At 71.9% G+C, this 19,375-nt stretch carries 18 protein-coding genes; 9 read left to right on the forward strand and 9 right to left on the reverse strand.

Going from position 1 to position 19,375, the window contains the following annotated elements:
* Window positions 1-98 precede the first annotated feature (98 nt).
* The 3 genes from OG746_RS22975 to OG746_RS22985 all read left to right on the forward strand — a co-directional run bounded on the left by OG746_RS22975 (window position 99) and on the right by OG746_RS22985 (window position 3,450).
* Window positions 99-1,391, forward strand: a complete 1,293-nt coding sequence (locus OG746_RS22975; RefSeq protein WP_266717402.1) for a phenylacetate--CoA ligase family protein — start codon at window positions 99-101, stop codon at window positions 1,389-1,391.
* Window positions 1,392-1,522: 131 nt separating this feature from the next.
* Window positions 1,523-2,101, forward strand: a complete 579-nt coding sequence (locus tag OG746_RS22980) for a glycine-rich domain-containing protein (RefSeq protein WP_266719136.1) — start codon at window positions 1,523-1,525, stop codon at window positions 2,099-2,101.
* Window positions 2,098-3,450: an MFS transporter gene (locus OG746_RS22985; RefSeq protein ID WP_266717403.1), complete on the forward strand. Its 1,353-nt coding sequence runs from the start codon at window positions 2,098-2,100 to the stop codon at window positions 3,448-3,450. The genes OG746_RS22980 and OG746_RS22985 overlap by 4 nt, the downstream gene beginning before the upstream one ends.
* 58 nt (window positions 3,451-3,508) lie before the next feature.
* Here the strand turns inward: OG746_RS22985 and OG746_RS22990 are convergent, their stop codons facing one another.
* Window positions 3,509-4,096, reverse strand: a complete 588-nt coding sequence (locus OG746_RS22990; protein WP_266717405.1) for a TetR family transcriptional regulator — start codon at window positions 4,094-4,096, stop codon at window positions 3,509-3,511.
* 138 nt (window positions 4,097-4,234) lie between these two features.
* Between OG746_RS22990 and OG746_RS22995 the strand changes: the two genes are divergently transcribed.
* Window positions 4,235-5,101, forward strand: a complete 867-nt coding sequence (locus OG746_RS22995) for a class I SAM-dependent methyltransferase (RefSeq protein ID WP_266717407.1) — start codon at window positions 4,235-4,237, stop codon at window positions 5,099-5,101.
* Between the two features lie 54 nt (window positions 5,102-5,155).
* Here OG746_RS22995 and egtD read toward each other — a convergent pair whose 3' ends face one another.
* From egtD to egtA, 4 genes are read right to left on the reverse strand one after another with little or no spacing between them, the layout of a single operon-like run.
* Window positions 5,156-6,130, reverse strand: a complete 975-nt coding sequence (egtD, locus tag OG746_RS23000; protein ID WP_266717408.1) for an L-histidine N(alpha)-methyltransferase — start codon at window positions 6,128-6,130, stop codon at window positions 5,156-5,158.
* Window positions 6,127-6,882 (reverse strand): ergothioneine biosynthesis protein EgtC, encoded by a 756-nt coding sequence (gene egtC / locus OG746_RS23005; protein WP_266717409.1) that lies wholly within the window; start codon window positions 6,880-6,882, stop codon window positions 6,127-6,129. Before egtC ends, egtD begins: the two co-directional genes overlap by 4 nt.
* Window positions 6,882-8,231: an ergothioneine biosynthesis protein EgtB gene (gene egtB / locus OG746_RS23010; RefSeq protein ID WP_266717410.1), complete on the reverse strand. Its 1,350-nt coding sequence runs from the start codon at window positions 8,229-8,231 to the stop codon at window positions 6,882-6,884. Before egtB ends, egtC begins: the two co-directional genes overlap by 1 nt.
* On the reverse strand, window positions 8,228-9,526 hold the full coding sequence (gene egtA, locus OG746_RS23015) for an ergothioneine biosynthesis glutamate--cysteine ligase EgtA (RefSeq protein ID WP_266717412.1): 1,299 nt from the start codon (window positions 9,524-9,526) through the stop codon (window positions 8,228-8,230). Before egtA ends, egtB begins: the two co-directional genes overlap by 4 nt.
* Before the next feature lie 275 nt (window positions 9,527-9,801).
* Here egtA and OG746_RS23020 point away from each other — a divergent pair, with 275 nt between their 5' ends.
* Window positions 9,802-10,668, forward strand: coding sequence for a TIGR02452 family protein (locus OG746_RS23020; RefSeq protein ID WP_266717414.1), 867 nt, complete (start codon window positions 9,802-9,804; stop codon window positions 10,666-10,668).
* Here OG746_RS23020 and OG746_RS23025 read toward each other — a convergent pair.
* Entirely contained in the window at window positions 10,653-11,108 is a 456-nt protein-coding gene (locus tag OG746_RS23025; RefSeq protein WP_266717416.1) for a type II toxin-antitoxin system PemK/MazF family toxin, read from the reverse strand. The two genes, OG746_RS23020 and OG746_RS23025, sit on opposite strands and share 16 nt — an antisense overlap.
* Before the next feature lie 71 nt (window positions 11,109-11,179).
* Between OG746_RS23025 and OG746_RS23030 the strand changes: the two genes are divergently transcribed.
* Both OG746_RS23030 and OG746_RS23035 read left to right on the forward strand, forming a co-directional pair.
* Entirely contained in the window at window positions 11,180-12,253 is a 1,074-nt protein-coding gene (locus OG746_RS23030) for a glycosyl hydrolase family 18 protein (RefSeq protein ID WP_266717418.1), read from the forward strand.
* Between the two features lie 71 nt (window positions 12,254-12,324).
* Window positions 12,325-13,365 (forward strand): LacI family DNA-binding transcriptional regulator, encoded by a 1,041-nt coding sequence (locus OG746_RS23035; RefSeq protein WP_266717419.1) that lies wholly within the window; start codon window positions 12,325-12,327, stop codon window positions 13,363-13,365.
* 106 nt (window positions 13,366-13,471) lie between these two features.
* On the opposite strand, the gene trxA is transcribed toward OG746_RS23035, so the two are convergent.
* Window positions 13,472-13,885 (reverse strand): thioredoxin, encoded by a 414-nt coding sequence (gene trxA, locus OG746_RS23040; protein WP_266717420.1) that lies wholly within the window; start codon window positions 13,883-13,885, stop codon window positions 13,472-13,474.
* Window positions 13,886-14,036: 151 nt separating this feature from the next.
* Here trxA and OG746_RS23045 point away from each other — a divergent pair, with 151 nt between their 5' ends.
* On the forward strand, window positions 14,037-15,464 hold the full coding sequence (locus OG746_RS23045; protein WP_266717422.1) for a dihydrolipoyl dehydrogenase family protein: 1,428 nt from the start codon (window positions 14,037-14,039) through the stop codon (window positions 15,462-15,464).
* A 282-nt stretch (window positions 15,465-15,746) separates the two neighbouring features.
* Here the strand turns inward: OG746_RS23045 and OG746_RS23050 are convergent, their stop codons facing one another.
* Window positions 15,747-16,784 carry a saccharopine dehydrogenase family protein gene (locus OG746_RS23050; RefSeq protein WP_266717424.1) on the reverse strand — a complete coding sequence of 346 codons (1,038 nt, stop codon included), beginning with the start codon at window positions 16,782-16,784 and terminating at the stop codon, window positions 15,747-15,749.
* A 135-nt stretch (window positions 16,785-16,919) separates the two neighbouring features.
* Between OG746_RS23050 and OG746_RS23055 the strand changes: the two genes are divergently transcribed.
* On the forward strand, window positions 16,920-17,876 hold the full coding sequence (locus OG746_RS23055; protein WP_266717426.1) for a helix-turn-helix domain-containing protein: 957 nt from the start codon (window positions 16,920-16,922) through the stop codon (window positions 17,874-17,876).
* An 88-nt stretch (window positions 17,877-17,964) separates the two neighbouring features.
* Here OG746_RS23055 and OG746_RS23060 read toward each other — a convergent pair whose 3' ends face one another.
* Window positions 17,965-19,167: an IS110 family RNA-guided transposase gene (locus OG746_RS23060; RefSeq protein ID WP_266717428.1), complete on the reverse strand. Its 1,203-nt coding sequence runs from the start codon at window positions 19,165-19,167 to the stop codon at window positions 17,965-17,967.
* Between the last annotated feature and the right edge of the window lie 208 nt (window positions 19,168-19,375).

Below are 19,375 nucleotides of genomic sequence, written 5' to 3' on the forward strand. Positions count from 1 at the left end.
CGACAGGACCGGCCCGGCCCGCCTCCAGGCGGCGTACGGGCGACAGTGAGCGCCCCGCCCGCCTCACCCCCCACGTTCCCGATCCTCCGAGGACGACCATGGACGGTCAGCCGACGGCCGACGTCATAGAGCAGGTCAAGGACATACCGATCTACCGCGACTCCGTCGCGCGCGGCCACTTCCCCGTGCTGGAGAAGCCCGAGATCGCCCGCGGATTCCCGGACAACTGGATGACGCCGCAGCTGGAGGTCGCCCTCACGGCAGGCGAGGCGGAGTACGTCCTGTCCACCGGCACCAACCACGCGCGGATGCAGCTCATCCGACCCCCCTACTTCCTGCTCCGCTCCTACTACCGGCTGTGGAGCGAGCACCCCGACATCGCGCACACCTGGCGGGACGGCTGCCGGCGCGCCTCCCTCACCACCGTCCTGGCGACCGAACACGTGGCCCGCGTCAACGCGAAGAAGCGCGGCGGGCAGGACGGGAACGACGGTCACGCGAGTACCCCGGACGCCGAACCCTCCCTGGAGGACCGGCGGTTGGACGAGCGCACCGTCTACCTCAACCTGCGGCTCGACCCCGCCCTGTGGGAGCGTGCCGATGTCGAGCGCATGCTCGGTGAGCTGCGCGCGATCGCCGCCTCGCACCCCGAGGGCCGCTACCACCTGGACTGCTCCGGCTACCACCTGGCGCACCTCGTGCGCCACGCCGAGGACGCCGGACTGTGGGAGGACCCGGAGGCGTTCCCGCGCCCGGCGAGCATCATCACCGCGTACGAGTACACGCCGCGGAACGTGCGCCGCTTCCTGGAGAGCCGGTTCGACTGCCCGGTCGTCGACCTCTTCGGCAGCACCGAGCTCGGTTACCTCTTCTACAGTGACCGCACCGGCAGTTACCGCCCGTACCTGGAGGGGATGAGCGTCGAGCTCCTCCCCGTCGCCCCGGGTGGCACCCTCTACTCCCTCATCGTCACCAGCGTCCGCAACCCGCACATGCCGCTGGTCCGCTATCGCTCCGGCGACTGCGCCCGTACGCGGGACGGCTCGCCGGACCCCGAGAAGATCGTCTCGTTCTGCGGCCGGGAGAAGGAGCTCCTCGACGGGCCGGACGGGCCCGTCGCGGCGGGCGACCTGGACGAGCGGGTCGGCGCCGCCTCACCCCGCGTCTTCGTGCACCAACTGCTGCTGCTGGAGGGTGAGTCGGAGGGGAGTGGGCCACAGTCGGCCGTGCTCCGCTGCACCACCTTCGACGGCAAGCCGCTCGGCACGGACGAGTCCGAAGCAGTGGGGCGCTCCGTCTCCGCGCTGACCGGGCGCGCCTGCCGCGTCGAACACCGGGACCACATCCCCATCGGCGCCTCCGGCAAGTACGCCTGGCTGGCGAGGAGTTGAGGGGTATCTGCCACACGGGGCAGCGAGGGCCGGGACGTACCGGGGAAGCACCGAGGGAAGCACCTGAGGGGAACGACGTGAACGACCAGAACCACGTGAACGACCAGAACCACGTGGACAACCAGAGCCACATGGGCAACCAGAACGACCCGCACGAGGCGCCCGCCGCGACCGTCACCGGTGAGGACCTTCGCGAACTGCTCGGGCACGACCTGCACGGCGAGGTGGTCGCGTACTTCGTGAAGGAGACCGGCGAGGAGGAGACCGGCGAGGAACGCGCCTACGTGGAGCGGCAGATCACCGAGTGCCTCCGCTACCTCTACCTCGTCTCGAAGTACCGCGAGCGGCTCAGTGGCCTCTTCCTCCCCGTCGAGCAGGCCATTGACGAGATCTGGCACTACCTGATCCTGCAGACCCGCGAGTACGTCGCCCTGTGCGAGGAGCGCCTGCCGGGCCGGTACTTCATCCACCATCGCAGCATCGCCTACGAGGACTACCAGGCCGAGCCGGGCCGCGAGCAGGTCGCCGAGGAGGCGCTGCGCTGGATCCCGCTGTACTGCCGGGAGTTCGGGCCCTTCGACGAGGGTGCGCTGCCGCACTGGACCATCGTGCGCTACCTGCACCAGCACCTGGGCATGCCGCTGGACGAGATCGCGGCGCTCGAACCGATGGCGCCGAGCGCCCCCGCCGAACCGATGGGCGCGGCGTGACCTCTGCGGCACGGTCCCCGCGGGCCGGACGGCCGACGCCCGAACACCCCGCGCAGCGGCGGGTGCTGGCCGTCCTCGTCCTCTGCCAGGCCCTGAGCGGGGCGGGCCTCGCCGCGGGCATAACCGTGGGGGCGTTGCTCGCCGAGCAGATGCTGGGCTCCACGGGTCTTGCCGGGCTGCCCAGCGCGCTGTTCACCGGGGGCGCCGCGCTCGGGTCGGTGGGCATCGGGCGGCTCTGCCAGCGGTGGGGCCGCCGCCCCGGACTCGCCCTGGGGTACGGGACCGGCGCGGTCGGCAGCCTCGGCGTCGTGCTCGCCGCGGTCGCGGGCAGCGTGCCGCTGCTGTTCGTCTCCCTGCTGGTGTACGGCGCGGGCACGGCCGCCAACCTCCTCGCCCGGTACGCCGGGGCCGACCTCGCCTCGCCCGCGCGGCGCGGCCGGGCGGTCAGCACCGTCCTGTTCGCGACGACGTTCGGGGCGGTCATCGGCCCCAACCTCGTCCATGCGACGGGCAATTGGGCGCACGCCTGGGGCATACCGCGCCTCGCGGGCCCCTTCCTGCTCGCCACGGTCGCGTACGGTGCGGCCTCCGTGGCCCTGGCCGTCCTCCTGCGCCCCGACCCGCTGCTGCTCTCGCGCGAGCGAGCGGCCGAGGAGGAGGCGGCGGAGCGGGTGTCGGCCACCGGAAACGCAGGGCGTACGGACACCCGCGGCGTGGCCACCGGCACCGCCGTCATGGTCCTCACCCAGCTCGTGATGATCGCTGTCATGACGATGACACCGGTCCATATGCAGGCCCACGGGCACGGTACCCAGGCCACGGGCCTGGTCATCGCCCTGCACGTGGGTGCCATGTATCTGCCGTCCCCGCTCACGGGACTCCTTGTCGACCGCATCGGACGGCTGTGGCTGGCCGCGGCCTCCGGGGCGACGCTGCTCGCGGCGGGTGCGCTCGCCGCCCTGGCGCCGCCGCACTCCGTGGCCGCGCTCGCCACGGCCCTGGTCCTGCTGGGCCTCGGCTGGAACTTCGGCCTCGTCAGCGGCACCGCCCTCATCACGGACGCGCTCCCCGTGGCCACCCGGGCCCGCACCCAGGGCCTCGTCGACGTCGGCATCTCCCTCGCGGGCGCCACGGGCGGGGCGGCCTCCGGCGCGGTGGTGGCGGGCGCCGGCTTCCCCGCCCTGGGCCTGGGCGGCGGCCTCCTGGCCGTACTCCTCACCCCGCTGGCCCTGCTGCGGCACCGCACGCGGAGCCGCCAGGGCGACACCGGAACGGACGAGCCGGCCAAGTCCGCGATCCCAGAGGGCAGTTCCGGTACCGGTGCGGCCGCGGAGCCCGCGGGCCACTAGGCCTTGTTCTCGAACTCCCGTCAACGCCGTCGGGCAGACGGGAGTTTGAAGACAGGGTCTATGACCTGCACAGCAACGCGGCCACCAGTCGCGTCATTTCGGGCCGCGGGTCCGGTGCGCCCGGCCAGCTCGTCATCAGAAGGTGATGGGCGGTGCCGACGACGGCGAGGGCCGTCGCGCCCGCGTCGAGGGCCCGCGCCACCCGGCCGAGCTCCCGCTCGGCCTCCAAATAGCCGGTGACGGCCTCCTGGATGGTCGCGAAGCCGGGCGCCCCGCCCTCCAGTGCCTCGCGGACGCGCAGCGCGGCGGCGGGGCGGGTCATGGCGAGGCCCGAGACGGCAGGGCCACCGGAGTCGAACAGCGCCTGGGCGACGTCGTCGACGTTCCCCGCCACCGTGCCCTTTCCGACGAGCTCCGACAGTGCCCGCGCCTTCGTCGCGGTCCGCGCGAAGCGGTCCAGGCAGAGTTCGGCCACGAACTCGTCGAGCCCCGCGAAGTGCGTGTGCAGCAGCCCCTTGGCGCAGCCCGCCTCGGTGGTCACGGACCGACTGGTGAGCGCGCCAGGGCCGTCCCTCTGCACGACGCGCTCGGCGGCCGCGAACAGTCGCTCGCGCACATCGGGCGTCGCCACTCCGCGCGGTGACATGGGCCCCTCTTCCGTTCCGGTTCCGCTGCCCGCGAGGGGCACGACATCCCGGATGGTAGCGGGGATTGCCAGGTTGGGCACATGCCCATACTGTTTGGGCGCACGCCCATTCTCCGTCCTTCACCCGAGGAGGCCCCCGTGCCGGACATCGTCAACACAGAGCAGGCGCATGCGTGGAACGGCCCGGAAGGCGCCCACTGGGCCCGGCACCAGGACCGCTGGAACGCCGTCAACGAGGGGTTCAACGCCCCGCTCCTCGCCGCCGCCCGGGTCGCCGGGCGCGAACGGGTCCTCGACCTCGGCTGCGGCTCCGGGCAGACCACACGCCTCGCCGCGCTCCGGGCGCCCCACGGTTACGCGGTGGGCCTCGACCTGTCGGGCCCCATGCTGGCCGAGGCGCGGGCCCGCGCGAACCGGGAGGGCATCGCCAACATTTCCTTCACGCAGGGCGACGCGCAGACGCATCCCTTCGAGGCGGGCGCGTTCGACGCGGGGATTAGTCGCTACGGGGTGATGTTCTACGCCGACCCCGAAGCGGCCTTCGCCAACGTCGGCAGGGCGCTGCGCCCCGGCGGCCGCCTGGCCTTCGTCTGCCCGGCCGCCGCCGCCCTCAACGACTGGGTCGCGGCGATGGCATCCCTGCGCGGCGTCCTGCCGGTCGGCGACCTCGGGCGGGCGGGGCTGCCCGGCATGTTCTCCCTCGCCGACCCGGACCGCATCCGCGAGGTACTCGCCGCGGCCGGCTTCACCGCCGTCACCGTCAACCAGGCGCAGGCCCACGGGACATGGGGGACCGGCGCCGAGGACGCGGCGGAGTTCTTGCTGGGGACCGGCCCCGGCCGCCACCTGATGGAGCAGACCGGCGCGGGCGCGCAGGCCCGCGCCCGCGGCACCCTGACGGACCACCTGCGCGGTTTCGAGGCGGCGGACGGGACGGTCCGGCTGCTCAGCACGTCCTGGCTGGTCACAGCGGACCGTCCCGCCGGCCCGTCGGACAGGTCCTGAGGGCCCCGCCTAGAAGAGCCCCGTCCAGAAGAGCCCCGTCCAGAAGGGCCCCGCCTAGAAGGGTCCGGCCGACGCCCTGCTCAAGGACAGCGCGAACCTTCCCTCCTCGTCCGTCCACCAGTGGCCCAACTCAAGGCCCACGTCGTGAAGTTCCGCCTTCACGCCCTCCTGGCGGAACTTCGCCGAGACCTCCGTGCGCACCTCCTCGCCCGCCGCGAAGTCGACCTCGAGGTCGAGGGCCGGGATCTTCACGGTCTGCGCCGTGGTGGAGCGCAGCCGCATCTCGATCCACTCGCACTCGGCGTTCCACAGGGCGACGTGCTCGAACGCGTCGGGACGGAAATCGGCGCCGAGCTCGCGGTCCATCACGGACAGCACGTTCTTGTTGAACGCGGCCGTGACGCCCGCCGCGTCGTCGTACGCCGCCACCAGCGTCACCTCGTCCTTGACCAGGTCCGTGCCGAGGAGGAAGAAGTCGCCGGGGGAGAGCAGGCCGCGCACCGCCGTCAGGAAGGCCGACCGCTCGTCCGGCAGCAGATTGCCGATCGTGCCGCCGAGGAACGCGACCAGGCGCGGCCCGGGTGTCTCCGGCAGCTCCAACGAGGCCGTGAAGTCGGCGACCATGGCGTGGATGTCGAGCGCGGGCCGCTCGGCGAGGAGCGTGTCCGCCGCGCCGCGCAGCGCGCTCTCGCTCACGTCCACGGGAACGTACGTCGTGAGGTCGGTGAGCGCGTCCAGGAGGTGGCGCGTCTTGTCGGACGAGCCGGAGCCCAGCTCGACGAGCGTGCGCGCACCGGTCGCCGCGGCGATCTCGTGGGCGCGCGCGATCAGGATCTCGCGCTCGGCGCGGGTCGGGTAGTACTCGGGCAACTGGGTGATCTCGTCGAAGAGTTCGCTGCCGCGCGCGTCGTAGAACCACTTGGGCGGCAGTGTCTTCGGGGAGCTGGTCAGGCCGTGCTGGACGTCGGCCCGAAGGGCTGCGTCGGTGGCGTCCTCGGGCAGGGTGCGGGTCATGCGGAACGGGCTCACGCGGAGGGCTCCTTGAGCGGGGTCAACAGGACGTCGGTGCGGCTCGCCGCGAGCAGCGTGCGGTCGGGGACCTCGATCCAGTGCGGATCGTCGTCGTAGGGCTCGGAGGCGACGACGACGGAGCGGCCCGGCTCGGTGCGGTACCAAAGGGTGTCGCCCCAGGCCGTGGCGGTGATCGTCTCGCCGTTGGTGAGCAGGAAGTTGAGGCGGGCGGTGGGCGCCGCCTCGGCGATCTCCAGGGTGGTGTCGGCGAGCGCCTGCGCCTCCTCGTCGCCCGCCCGCAGCCGGTGCAGGACGAGCGCCCACAGGAACGCCGCGTCGCAGCGGGCCTCCATGGAGAGCAGGTCCGTCGGCGGCAGGGTGGGTGTCAGAGAGGTCAGGGACTGCGGCCAGCCCGGTACCGCCCCGTTGTGGCTGAACAGCCAGGGCCCGGTCGCGTACGGGGCCGCTGCCGCCTCCCCGTCCGCCCCGGCGAGCGTCGCGTCACGGACCGCCGCGAGCAGCGCACCGGAGCGGACCACGCGGGCCAGGTCCTGGTAGGCCGCGTCGCCCCAGATGGGTCCGGCACGGCGGTAGCGGGCGGGCACCGGGTCGCCGTCCGCGTACCAACCCACCCCGAAACCATCGGCGTTGACCGTGCCGTGGCGCTGCCTGCGCGGCGCCCAGGACTGCCGGAACAGGCTGTGCGGCGGCGCGTCGACGACCTCGCCGAGCGGTACCGGCGGCCCCAGATAGGCAAGATGACGGCACATCAGGCACGCTCCAGTGGCTCGGCGTCGCACGCCGTGCGGAACCCGGAGAAGATCTGCCGGCGGATCGGATGGTCCCAGTTGCGGAACGTGCCCCGGCACGCCACCACGTCCACGGCGAACGAACCACCACGCAGCACCTTGTGGTCGGACCCGAAGAATACTTCCGAATACTCGCGGTACGGATACGCCACGAACCCCGGGTAGGGCAGGAAGTCGCTCGACGTCCACTCCCACACGTCGCCCATCAACTGCCGTACGCCGAGCGGGGATTCGCCGAGTTCATAGCTGCCGGCCGGGGCGGGCCGCAGGTGGCGCTGGCCCAGGTTCGCGCGGTCAGGCGTCGGGTCCGTGTCACCCCACGGGTAGCGCATCGAACGGCCCGAGGCCGGGTGGTGGCGGGCCGCCTTCTCCCACTCCTCCTCGCTCGGCAGGCGGCGCCCCGCCCACCGCGCATAGGCGTCGGCCTCGTACCAGCTCACGTGCAGCACCGGCTCGTCCGGCGGCACGGGCTCGGTCACCCCGAACCGCCTGCGCAGCCACTGCCCGCCCTCGCGGCGCCAGAACAGCGGCGCCTCGAAGTCGTGCTCGCGCACCATCGCCCAGCCGGCCGGCGCCCACCAGCGCTCCTCCCGGTAGCCGCCCTCCTCGACGAACTCCATGTACGCGGCGTTCGTCACCGGCGTCGTGTCGATGTGGAACGGCGGAACCAGGCGGGTGTGCGCGGGACGCTCGTTGTCCAGGGCCCACGGTTCGGCCGTCGTGCCCATCGTGAACGGCCCGCCGGGGACGAGGACTTCGGCGGGACCGTCGTACGGACGCGCCCGGGGCTCCGGGTCGGGCGCGGTGAGCGCCGCGCCGCCCTTCCTCAGCTGATGCGTGATCAGCATCGTCTCGTCGTGCTGCTGTTCGTGCTGGGCGATCATTCCGAAGGCGAAGCCCGAGCGGGTGAGGCTCCGCGTCCCCTCCGGCTCGAACGAGGCCTTCTCCAGCACATCGAAGGCGCGCCCGCGGACGTCCGCCGCATAGCCGCGCGCCTCATGCGGCGCGAGCAGCGGCAGGCTCGGGCGCTCCGAGCGCGGGTGCTCGAAGGCGTCGTACAGCGGGTCGATCTCGGGGCGGATCGCCTCCTGTCCCGCGACCGCGCGCAGCAGCCACTGCTCCTCCTGGTTCCCGATGTGCGCGAGATCCCAGACGAGCGGTGACATCAACGGCGAGTGCTGGGCGGTGAGTTCGCCCTCGTCGACACAGCTCGTCAGCAGTGTCGTGCGGCGCCGGGCGGCCTCGAGTGCGTCCGCGGCGCGGCCGCGAAGCGCCTCCGGGTCCGTGGTGACATTCTCCTCAGCGGTCATGACCGGACCGTCCTCCCCTGAGCGGGTTGTCGCGTGAGCTGGTCGAGCACGTCGTCGGCGGGGCAGCGGCCGCGGACGACATAGCGGCGCGTGAAGTCCGCGACCGCCTGCCGCACGTCCGGGCCCGCGCCGATCCTCGGCAGTGCTTCCAGCGCTGTCGTGAAGCAGGCCGTGGCGGCCTCGCGCAGCTCGGGATCGGTGAGGCCGAGCCGCGCCGCGTCGTGCCACAGCGGGTTGTGCGGAGCGGGCTGCGGGCCCGCGCGCTCCGCGAGCGGCTTGACCGCGCGGTACGCGGTCTCGGCGGCCTGCGGGTCGTCGAACAGGGCGGTGGTGACGGCGAGCGGCACCAGCCACCCGTCGTCGCCCGACTGCGCGTCGATCATGCGCAGTTCGAGGTGTCCGCGCGGGCGCACGGGCGGGAAGAGGGTGGTCAGGTGGTAGTCGAGATCCGAGTGGGCGGGCGGCCGCGGCTCACCCGTGCGCGCCCACTCGCGGAAGGTCAGCCCGTCCGGCACCTGCCACGGCCCGTCCTCGGCACGCACGCACATCACGGGCGCGTCGAGCACGTGCCGTGCCCATGCCTCGCGCGGATCGAAGTCGAGGGGTACGCCGCCGGAACGGCCCACGTCGATCCGCTCCCACAGCAACTGCCGCGTGGAGCGCCAGCCGGTCGGGCGCCCGGACAGCATCGGCGAGTTGGCGAACGCGGCCACCAGGACCGCGCCCAGCAGATGCGCGAGCCGCCAGCGCCTGCCGAGCCCCTGCGGGCCCGGCTCCTCGTGCCCCGCGTCCAGACACACCTGCACGGACGCGGACGAGCACATCATGGAGCGCCCGGCGGGCCCGGCACGGTCGAGTGACGCCTCCAGGGCGTCGTAACGGGGTTGATGGAGAACGCGCCGCGGGGGGAGCCACGGGTCGGTGCCGTGTCCCGACAGGGTGAGTCCGTGGCCGCGGAGCGCGGCGCGCACGGCGGTCAGGTCGGCCCGCATGGCCGAGACGCATTCGGTGAGGGAGGAGGCGGGGAGCGAACTGAGTTCCAGCTGCCCGCCGGGTTCCACGGTGAGCGCCGAGCTCAGAGGCAGGGCGCGCAGTGCGACGTACGCCGCATCGAGTCGTTCGGGTGGTAAGGGGTGCCACGGCTTCAGCAGGGGCCGCGGCTCGTGCACGATCCATTCCAGCTCGACCCCGACCTTGCGCGGTGGTCCGGTTTTGAAGCAGATGCCCCGTACCAGAGCCTCCGCCTCGGCCTCGGTGACCAGCTCACCGAACGCCGTACAGTCTCCCTCGCTCATGGGGGGATTCCTCCTGGTTCGCACGTTCTCCATGGTCCCTGGTGGGGGCCATGCCGTCGATTCGGCCCGTGGTTCGGGCCCCTTCCGGGCGATGCAGACCCTCCACCCAAGACGGTTCGGGCGGCTCGCACAAGAGTGCCTCTGGACATCCCCGGGACTTGTCCGGGACTTGTCCGGCACTTGTCCGGGCACGGCGAAAACCTGTTGCCCGAGCAGTCACTGTGCGTACACGATGGATTCATGAACACGACGGGGGAGACGACGGGGGACGCGGCGTGAGCGCACGACTGCGCGAGCTCGCGCGGAGCACGGAGAAGATCGTCGACTCGGGGGAGTACGCGGGCGACGGGGGCCGCGTGGTGACGATCGGCGCCGCGGTGGAGCGGGCGCGGGCGGGCACCAGGATGTACGGGCCCGACCCTGTGCCCGTGCCACCGATGCCGCCCGTGGACCGGAAGAACGTCGAGGTCACGGGCGAGAGCAGCCTGGAGGCGGCACGGCGCATGGTGGGGGAGCGGCCGCAGCCGGTGGCGGTCCTGAACTTCGCCTCGGCGCGCAACCCCGGAGGCGGCTATCTCAACGGGGCGCAGGCCCAGGAAGAGGCGCTCTGTCGTTGCTCCGCGCTGTACACGTGCCTCATCGAGGTGCCCCAGTTCTACGCCCACCACCGCGAGCACCGCGACGCCTTCTACAGCGACCGGGTCATTCACGCGCCGGCCGTCCCGGTGTTCCGTGACGACCAGGGCCGGCTGCTCGACGCGCCGTTCGAGGCCGGCTTCCTGACGTCACCCGCGCCGAACGCGGGAGTGATCGCGCAGCGCACCCCGGAGCGGGTGCACGAGATACCCGCGGCCCTGGCCGCGCGCGCCGAGCGCGTGCTGGAGGTCGCCGGGGCCGAGGGGTACCGGCGGCTCGTCCTCGGGGCCTGGGGCTGCGGGGTGTTCCGCAACGATCCGGGGCAGGTGGCCGAGGCCTTCCGCGCCCCGCTCGAAGGGCGTTTCGCGGACCGCTTCGAGCAGGTCGTGTTCGCCGTTCTCGACCGGACGAAGGGCGCGGCCACCCGCTCCGCGTTCGAGCGCGCCTTCGGCCCGGCCCGCCTCAGCCCGAGAGGCGTCGGCCCGACGGATCAGCGCCAGCCGTAGCGCTCCCGCAGCCGCAGCACCACCGTGTTGAACCGGCCGCGGTCCAGGGCGCAGGCCTCGCGGCGCATCCCCTTCTCGTGCACGCGCAGCACGCGGTCGAGGTCCACCCACGAGTCCCGGCCGTCCCTGTCCCAGGGGCCGGAGCCGAGCGCCACCCACTCGCGGTCGCCGTCGTGCCGCTTGCTGGACAGCTGAACCGCCAGCAGGGTGCCGGCCGCCTCCCGGGCGACCACGAGCACCGGGCGGTCCTTGCCGCGCCCGTCGTTCTCCTCGTACGGCACCCAGGTCCACACGATCTCGCCGGGATCCGGGTCGCCGTCGTGCGCGGGCGCGTACTCGGTGCGCACCGCGCCGACCCGTGTCGGCTCGGCCTCCACCGTGGCCGTCGCGCCGCCGCGGCCGGGGTGTTCGTATGCATGGTCATCCGTATAGGCAGTCACGCGGGTCACGTTAGACGCCGACCGGCCCAATCCCTGCGGCGGGTACGCCGGATGGGCCGCAGGCTCGCCCCATGAAACGACGTCACACCACCGTCCTCAGCGTCCTCGCGGGGACCCTCGCCCTCACCGCCGCGGCGCCCGCCGGGCCCGCCGCATCCGAGGCCGCGCCCCCGCGCACCGTCTCCGCCTGGCTCCCGTACTGGGACCAGGAGGCCGCCTACCAGAACGCCCTCGACCACGCAGCGCAGATCCGCACCATCAGCCCCTTCTGGTACGAGACGAAATCCGCGGCCCGCGTCGCCGGCCACACCGGCGCGGGCGAGCGCCGCATCATCAACGGACTGCACGCCCGCGGCATCCAGGTCGTCCCCACGGTCATGGAGACGATGAAGCCGAGCGCCTTGGCCAAGGTCCTGAACAACAAGAAGTCCCGCACCCGCCACATCGACGCGCTCCTCGACGTCGTCCGCAGCCGCGCCTACGACGGGCTCGACATCGACTACGAGTCGATCGCCACCGCCCCCGACGACAAGTACCGTGCGGTGCGCGCCGGTTACACCACCTTCGCCACCCAACTCTGCGCGCGCCTGCACGCCTCCGGCAAGAAGTGCTTCCTGACCGTGATGCCCAAGACCCGTTCGACGGGCCGCATCTGGGACTACCGGAAGCTGGGCGCCGCCGCCGACCGGGTGCGGATCATGGCGTACAACCTGCACTCCGCTGAGGGCAAGCCGGGACCGCTGGCCTCGCCCCAGTGGTACGACGAGATCCTTTCCCGCGCCACCACCCAAGTCCCGCGCGCCAAACTGGAGATGGGGCTGCCCGCGTACGGCTGGAACTGGAAGGTCGGCGGCCCCCACGGCGGCGGCAAGCACCGCGCCCGGCACGTCACGTCGAGGTCCGCCGAGGTGCTGCGCCGCAAGGTCGGCGCCCGTTACGCCCTCGACCCGGAGTCCCGCACCCCCCACTTCACGTACAAGGAGGGCAAGGGCAAGAAGGCGACCCGCCGCACCGTCTGGTACCAGGACGCCGCCGGCACCGCCGCACACCTCCCGGTCCTGCGGAAGTACGGCGTACGGAACACGGTCCTGTGGGCGCTGAACTTCGAGGACCCGAAGCTGTGGAGGACCTTGGCGCGGGGCTGAGCCAGGAGTAGGGGCTGGGGGCAGGGGGTAGCCGAAGCCGCTGGGCGGCGTCTGCAAGGATGCCGTACGTCATGGTGCAGATACCGAAGCAGCAGTCCGCCCAGCCGTCCGCGCCCCACAAGGCCGCGTCCGGCGCCCTGCCCACGAGTGCCGACGTCGCACGCCTCGCCGGGGTCTCGCGCGCCACCGTCAGCTACGTGCTCAACAACACGAGCGCGGTCCGCATCAGCGAGCCGACCCGGCGGCGCGTCCACGCGGCCGCCAAGGAACTCGGCTACGTCCCGCACGCCGCCGCCCGCAGCCTGCGCGCGGGACACACCCGGATCGTCCTCGTGCCCACCCCCGACGTGCCGATCGGGCCTCTGTACAGCGCCTTCCTCAACGAACTCCAGTGGGCGCTGAGCCGCCTCGACTACACCGTCGTGCAGTACGGCAGCGTGGGCCTCAGCGGCGACGACGCCGCGCGCGCCTGGGCCGAGCTGCGCCCCGTCGCCGTGCTGGGCCCGGTCGGAATGGGACCCGACGGCATCGCCGTGCTCCGCCGCTCCGGGGCCCGTGCCGTCATCACGCTCGGCCCGGAGCCGGTCGAGGGCGCGCACGCCCTGCTCACGGACCACCGGGAGGTCGGCCGCGTCGCCGCCGCGCATCTCCTGAACGGTGGCCGCCGGCGTATCGGCGTCGTCATGCCGAAGGAGACGGGCCTCGACATGTTCGCGGTGCCGCGCCTTGAGGGCGTACGCGAGGCGGGCGCGGAGACGGTCCCGCTGCCCCTCGCGTACGACGAGCAGGACGCGTCCCAAGCCGCAGCGCAGGTAAGCGAGTTGGGGCTCCAGGCCGTGTTCGCGTACAACGACGAGTACGCCATGCTGCTGATGCGCGCGCTGCAGGACGCGGGCGTCGACATCCCCGGCGACGTCGCCGTGATGGGCGCGGACGACCTGATGCTGGGCCGACTGTTGCGCCCCCGCCTGAGCACGGTGCGCCTCGACCTGCCCTCGGGCCGGGAGCTCGCCGAACTGGTGGACCGCCTGGTCAGGGCCCCGGAGGAGGACACGGAGCCGGAACCGTGCGAGGCGCTGGCGGTGACACTGGTGGCACGCGAGTCGGCCTGACGCGCACGCCCCACCGGCAAGGCCGCGGACATGCCGCGAGGCGGCCGCCAAAAAGGCGACCGCCTCGGGTTCAATCGAGTGACAGAGGGAGGGGGGAGGAAGAGTCTCAGCCCTCCTGACCCTGCCCCTGCCCCTGGCCCTCCTGCTCGGCCTTCGCCTGCTGCTCGGCGACCGACGCACGGACCTCGTCCATGTCCAGCTTGCGGGCCTGGCCGATGACGTCCTCGAGTGCCTCCTTCGGCAGCGCCCCCGGCTGCGCGAACACGGCAACCTGGTCACGCACGATCATCAGCGTCGGGATCGACTGGATCCCGAAAGCGGCGGCAAGCTCCGGCTGCGCCTCGGTGTCGACCTTGCCGAACACCAGGTCCGGATTGGCCTCAGCGGCCTCCTCGTAGACCGGGGCGAACTGCTTGCAAGGCCCGCACCAGTCAGCCCAGAAGTCGATCAGTACGAACTCGTTCTCCGTGACCGTCTGATCGAAGTTCTCCTTGGTCAGCTCCGTGGTGGTGCTGCTCATGGTGTTTTCCCTCTTCCTGCTTCCGGGGTTCGGGGCGAAGCCGTCGGGGGCAAAGCCGCTGTGCACAACCGTCCGGATGTCGGACGTATTCCGCGCTCGTACCCATGTGCTCGGCACGCACACATCCGACCACACTGAGACACTGGCGCGTATGACCGAAGCCATCGCGTACGACGTCGTAGTGCTCGGAGCCGGACCCGTCGGCGAGAACGTCGCCGACCGCGCGCGAGCCGGGGGACTGAGCGCCGCCATCGTGGAGAGCGAGCTCGTCGGAGGTGAGTGCTCGTACTGGGCGTGCATGCCCAGCAAGGCGCTGCTCCGCCCGGTGATCGCCCGCGCCGACGCCCGCCGGGTGCCGGGCCTGCGCCAGGCGGTGCAGGGCCCGCTCGACGCCCCGGCGGTCCTCGCGCACCGCGACGACTACACCTCTCACTGGAAGGACGACGGCCAGGTCGGCTGGCTGGAGTCCATCGGCATCGACCTGTACCGCGGCCACGGCCGCCTCGACGGACCGCGCAGCGTCACGGTCACCGCCGAGGACGGCACGGTGACGACGCTCACGGCACGCCACGCGGTCGCCGTCTGCACGGGAACCCGCGCCGCCCTGCCGCCACTCCCGGGCCTCGACGCGGTCAAGCCGTGGACCAGCCGGGAGGCCACGAGCGCGGACCGGGTGCCGGGCCGCCTCATTGTGGTCGGCGGCGGCGTGGTCGCCACCGAGATGGCCACGGCCTGGCAGGCACTCGGCTCGCAGGTCACGCTGCTCGTACGCGGCAGCGGCCTCCTGGACCGCATGGAGCCCTTCGCCGGCGAGCTGGTCGCGGACGCGCTGCGCGAGGCGGGCGCGGAACTCCGCACGGGAACCTCGGTGGCATCGGTGGAGAGGACGCCCGCGGGAACGGTCACAGCAACCCTCGACGACGGCACGACCCTCGAGGCCGACGAGATCCTCTTCGCGACGGGCCGCGCGCCGCGCACGGACGACATCGGCCTGGAGACGGTGGGCCTGAAACCGGGCTCCTGGCTGGAGGTCGACGACTCGTTGAGGGTGAAGGAGAGCACCTGGCTCTACGCGGTCGGCGACGCCAACCACCGCGCCCTCCTCACCCACCAAGGCAAATACCAGGCCCGCATCGCCGGCGCCGCGATCACCGCCCGCGCCTCGGGCGTCCCGCTCCTGGAGACCGACCGCTGGGGCGCCCACGCCGCGACGGCCGACCACGACGCGGTCCCACAGGTCGTCTTCACCGACCCCGAGGCCGCGAGCGCGGGCCTCACCCTCGCCGAGGCGGAGGCAGCGGGCCACCGCGTCCGCGCGATCGACTACGACATGGCCAACGTGGCCGGCTCCGGCCTCTACGCCGACGGCTACACGGGCCGCGCCCGCATGATCGTCGACCTCGACCGCGAGATCCTCCTGGGCGTCACATTCGTCGGCCCGGCGGTCGGCGAACTCATCCACTCGGCAACGATCGCCATCGCGGGCGAGGTCCCGATCGACCGCCTGTGGCATGCGGTGCCGGCGTATCCGACGATCAGTGAGGTGTGGTTGCGGTTGTTGGAGGTTTATAGGGGCTAGGCAACCGCCGTTAAGTACAAACGGGGGAGGCGGCCTGGTCGGTGATGCGAGCCCAGCCGCGAAGGCCAGTTGGTGTGGGTCGGGAAACCTCGTCCACCGCATCGTGACGATGGTCCACCGCTTTCGCGACGGAGTCGTCCCCGCCTCCGCGCCGGCGGTTCTCGGGGAGCCGGCGCTGGTGGACGTCTGCCGGAAGGCGCCGGGCCATGCGGATCACCGGACAGCTGACACCGGTCGACGGGCTGCTGCCCGCAGCACAGCCGCTGTTCCCCCGCCTGTCCGTTACCGTCCCAGTTCCACGGTGATGTGCGGAGCCAGCGCCCGAAGGAAGTCGGGGGCGTCGAAGAGCTCGCCTGCGGAGGCGACCCCGACCGTCCTGGCCCGTCCGGTGAGGACGCGGTCGACCGCCTCCACGACCAGTGGCGCGGTGACGGCGTAGATGTCCTGGCCGCGGGCCACGGCGCGCCGTTCCGTGGCGCCCGAGCGGACGACGACGTCGACGACGAACGTCTGGTCGGAGCGGCCGTGTTCGTCGACCGCCGCCGGTGTCGGCGTCTCGGGTGCGGCGATGTCCCGGGCCGCCTCGACGGTCATGTAGGTGCGCACCTCGGGGATGGTCAGATGACTGGGCAGCGTCACGACGTCGGCCATCGTGAACTCCCCGACGACGGCGCGGCGGCCCATCGGCGCGGGAAAGTCCCACTCCAGAGTCGGCGCCGCGTCGTGGCGGTGTTCCAGGCGCCCGCCCGAGTAGCGGACGCGCCGACCGTCCCGCCGCTCCCGGGACACCGCACCCGCGGTGCGCGTCCCGGTCGTGGGGTGCCAGCTGCTCAGCCCGTACGCGACGTGCGCCTCGTCGGCCGATGTCCAGTCGCCCATGGCCGCGGTGGCCAGCAGGTCGCCGAAGCCGCCGAAGAAGGCCATCGCCGGCACGATCACCGCGTGTGCGTCCCGCGCCCGGTCGGCGAAGTGAGCGAAGGTGTCGATGTTCGCCTCGATCTCGGCCGCCACGTCGAGATACGGGACACCGGCCCGCAGCGCCGCCTCGATCACCGGGGCGGCCGTCGTGGCGAACGGGCCCGCGCAGTTGACGACCGCAGCACTGCCGGCCAGCGCGCGATCCAGTGATGCCGGGTCGTCGACGGTCGCCGGGCGGACGTCGAGAGCGTCGAACCCGGTCTCGTAGGCCAACGTCTTCAGCTTGTCGGCGTCGCGGCCGCTCAGCACCGGGCGGAACCCACGCGTCCGCAGCTCCGCCACAACGAACCGCCCGGTGTGCCCGTACGCGCCGAACACCGTAACCGCCTGGCCCGATCCCATGGGTTCTCCTCGTACTCGTCGACGTATCCGAATGAAGTGGAATGCTTCAACCGCCGTGCTCTGTAAGGAAGATCCTGGTCGAGAAGGGCACTCGGCACGAGTGTCCGGAACGACATGGCCCGTACAATTCCGGACATGACTACGGTTGCTGTGGCCGTCACCGACGGAATGCTGCACTTCGAGATGGCGCTGGCCTGCGAGGTGTTCGGCGCCAACCCGGTCGTCCCGACCGACGCCTGGTACGACCTCGCGGTCTGCGGGCCGGGTCCTGTGCGGGCCGGGCGGTTCCGGCTGGAGCCAAACCACGGTTTCGATCAACTCGCGTGCGCCGACACCGTGATCGTCCCCGGCTGGGCCGACATCGACGTGGATCCGCCGGCCGAGCTGGTCGACGCGGTACGCGCGGCCCATGAGGCGGGCGCGCGGGTGGCCTCCCTGTGTACGGGGGCTTTCGTGCTGGCCGCGGCCGGCCTGCTCGACGGCAAGCGGGCCACCACGCACTGGGCCCACACCCAGGTGCTGGCCGAGCGTCATCCTCGGGTGGAGGTCGACCCGGACGTCCTCTACGTGGACAACGGCCGCGTGCTCACGTCCGCGGGCAAGGCCGCCGCCATGGACTTGTGCCTGCACCTCGTCCGCCTCGACCACGGCTCGTCGGTCGCCAACACCCTCGCCAGGCGCCTGGTGGTGCCGCCCCATCGGGACGGCGGCCAGGCCCAGTTCGTCACCACGCCTGTCCCGGCCCCCGACAGCCACCCACTCGCCGGGCTCTTCCCGTGGGTGATGCGGCGCCTGGACCAACCGCTCACCGTGGACGACCTGGCGCGCCAGGCCGGGATGAGCTCCCGCCACCTGGGGCGCCACTTCAGGGCGGTCACCGGCGCCACCCCGCTGCAGTGGCTGCTCGTCCAACGGATCCGGCACGCACAGGAGTTGCTGGAAACCACGGACGACACGGTCGACACCATCGCGGCCGCCACCGGCATGGGTACGGCCACGACACTGCGCCGCAACTTCAACCGGACGGTGGGGGTGCCCCCGGACGCCTACCGCCGCACCTTCCGGTCACGGTCGTCTCCCCTCTCACCGTGACGGCGTCGCCGTCCGAGGCCGGTCCGACCACTGCCACGTACGCGCCGACGACTCCGCGCTCCATGGGGGGGTGTCCCTATGACTCTGGTCAAGGGGCGATCGGGGTTGGTGGTTGGTAGTAGGTGCCGTCGCGGAGCATCGCGAAGAGGACGTCGGCTCGGCGGCGGGCGAGGCAGAGGAGGGCTTGGGTGTGGTGCTTGCCCTCCTTGATCTTCTTGTCGTAATAGGTCCGCGATGCAGGGTCGGCCAGAGCTGCGAAAGCGGAGAGGAAGAAGGCGCGTTTGAGCTGCTTGTTTCCTCTGCGTGAGGGATGTTCGCCGCGGATCGAGGACCCGGAGCTGCGGGTCGCGGGGGCGAGGCCGGCGTAGGCCGCGAGGTGGGCGGCACTGGGAAAGCTGGTGCCGTCACCGACGTCGATGAGGATGCGGGCGCCGGTCCTGATGCCTATGCCGGGCATGGACATCAGGACCTCGGAAAGAGGGTGTGCCTCCAGGAGTTGTTCGATCCGGTGGGCCAGGAGTTTGCGCTGGTCGAGCACGGCCTGGAGCGAGTTGGCCAAGCTCGGGACGATCAGCGTGGCCGCGTTGGTGCCCGGAACGACGACGGTCTGTTCGTCGAGCGCGGCGAAGATGTCCTCGACCAGTCGCTCGGCCATCCGCGGTGCCTTCGGCCGGATCAAGGTGATCAGCTGGCGGCGTCCGGCCTTACGGATCTGGGCTGGGGATCCGAACTGATCCAATAGCCTGAGCACCGCGGGATGCTGGATGCGTGGGCCGATCACCCGCTCGAGGTGTGGGTGGATCTGGGTGAACAGGCCGCGGAGCCGGTTGGCCAGGCGGTTTGCCTCGGCGGCGAGGTCGTCGTCGAACCCGACGATCATCTGGAGTTCGGCGATCGTGTTGTCGTCGAGGTCGACCGAGCGCAGCGTGTGCGGCATGGCCCGGGCGGCGTCGGCGATGATGAACGCGTCTTTCGCGTCGGTCTTGGCCTCGCCGGGATAGAGGTCGGCGATCCGCCGCATGGTCAGGCCGGGCAGGTAGGCGACGTGGCAGCCCAGGTCGCGGGCGACGGCCAGTGGCAGGGCTCCGATGGAGGCCACCTGGTCGACGATGACGAGGACGGTTCCGTGCTTGGCCTGCAGTTTGGTGAAGACCTCGCGGAGTTTGGGCTCGCTGTTGGGCAGCCGTCGGTCGAAGGTCTTCTTGCCGGTCGGGGTGAGTGCGGTGGCGTGGTGTTCGCCCTTGCCGACGTCCAGTCCGAGGTAGACGTCGATGCTGCTGGTATCGATCACGTCATGGTTCCTTCGGTGCTGTTCACCCGGCCTCGCCACGGCACTGATCGCCACATCCACATTACGAAGAGCCTCCCGACCTGCGAAAAGGCCGGTGGTCATGCCCCTAATTAGTGGTCTGTCAGTGCCTCCGGAGCCGGTGACACCACCCCCCAGGCCATGATCTCGACAAGGGGAGGTAGTCATGCCAACTCCGAAGGCCGGTAAC

This window comes from Streptomyces sp. NBC_01016 (assembly GCF_026341035.1).
Taxonomy (GTDB): domain Bacteria; phylum Actinomycetota; class Actinomycetes; order Streptomycetales; family Streptomycetaceae; genus Streptomyces.

Coding starts and splice junctions, on each gene's coding strand:
- OG746_RS23030 (WP_266717418.1), top strand. CDS start 11,180: ATGAAACGACGTCACACCACCGTCCTCAGCGTCCTCGCGGGGACCCTC.
- egtC (WP_266717409.1), bottom strand. CDS start 6,882: ATGTGCCGTCATCTTGCCTATCTGGGGCCGCCGGTACCGCTCGGCGAG.
- OG746_RS23045 (WP_266717422.1), top strand. CDS start 14,037: ATGACCGAAGCCATCGCGTACGACGTCGTAGTGCTCGGAGCCGGACCC.
- OG746_RS22980 (WP_266719136.1), top strand. CDS start 1,523: ATGGGCAACCAGAACGACCCGCACGAGGCGCCCGCCGCGACCGTCACC.
- OG746_RS22975 (WP_266717402.1), top strand. CDS start 99: ATGGACGGTCAGCCGACGGCCGACGTCATAGAGCAGGTCAAGGACATA.
- egtA (WP_266717412.1), bottom strand. CDS start 9,526: ATGAGCGAGGGAGACTGTACGGCGTTCGGTGAGCTGGTCACCGAGGCC.
- trxA (WP_266717420.1), bottom strand. CDS start 13,885: ATGAGCAGCACCACCACGGAGCTGACCAAGGAGAACTTCGATCAGACG.
- OG746_RS23055 (WP_266717426.1), top strand. CDS start 16,920: ATGACTACGGTTGCTGTGGCCGTCACCGACGGAATGCTGCACTTCGAG.
- OG746_RS22990 (WP_266717405.1), bottom strand. CDS start 4,096: ATGTCACCGCGCGGAGTGGCGACGCCCGATGTGCGCGAGCGACTGTTC.
- OG746_RS23035 (WP_266717419.1), top strand. CDS start 12,325: ATGGTGCAGATACCGAAGCAGCAGTCCGCCCAGCCGTCCGCGCCCCAC.
- egtB (WP_266717410.1), bottom strand. CDS start 8,231: ATGACCGCTGAGGAGAATGTCACCACGGACCCGGAGGCGCTTCGCGGC.
- OG746_RS23050 (WP_266717424.1), bottom strand. CDS start 16,784: ATGGGATCGGGCCAGGCGGTTACGGTGTTCGGCGCGTACGGGCACACC.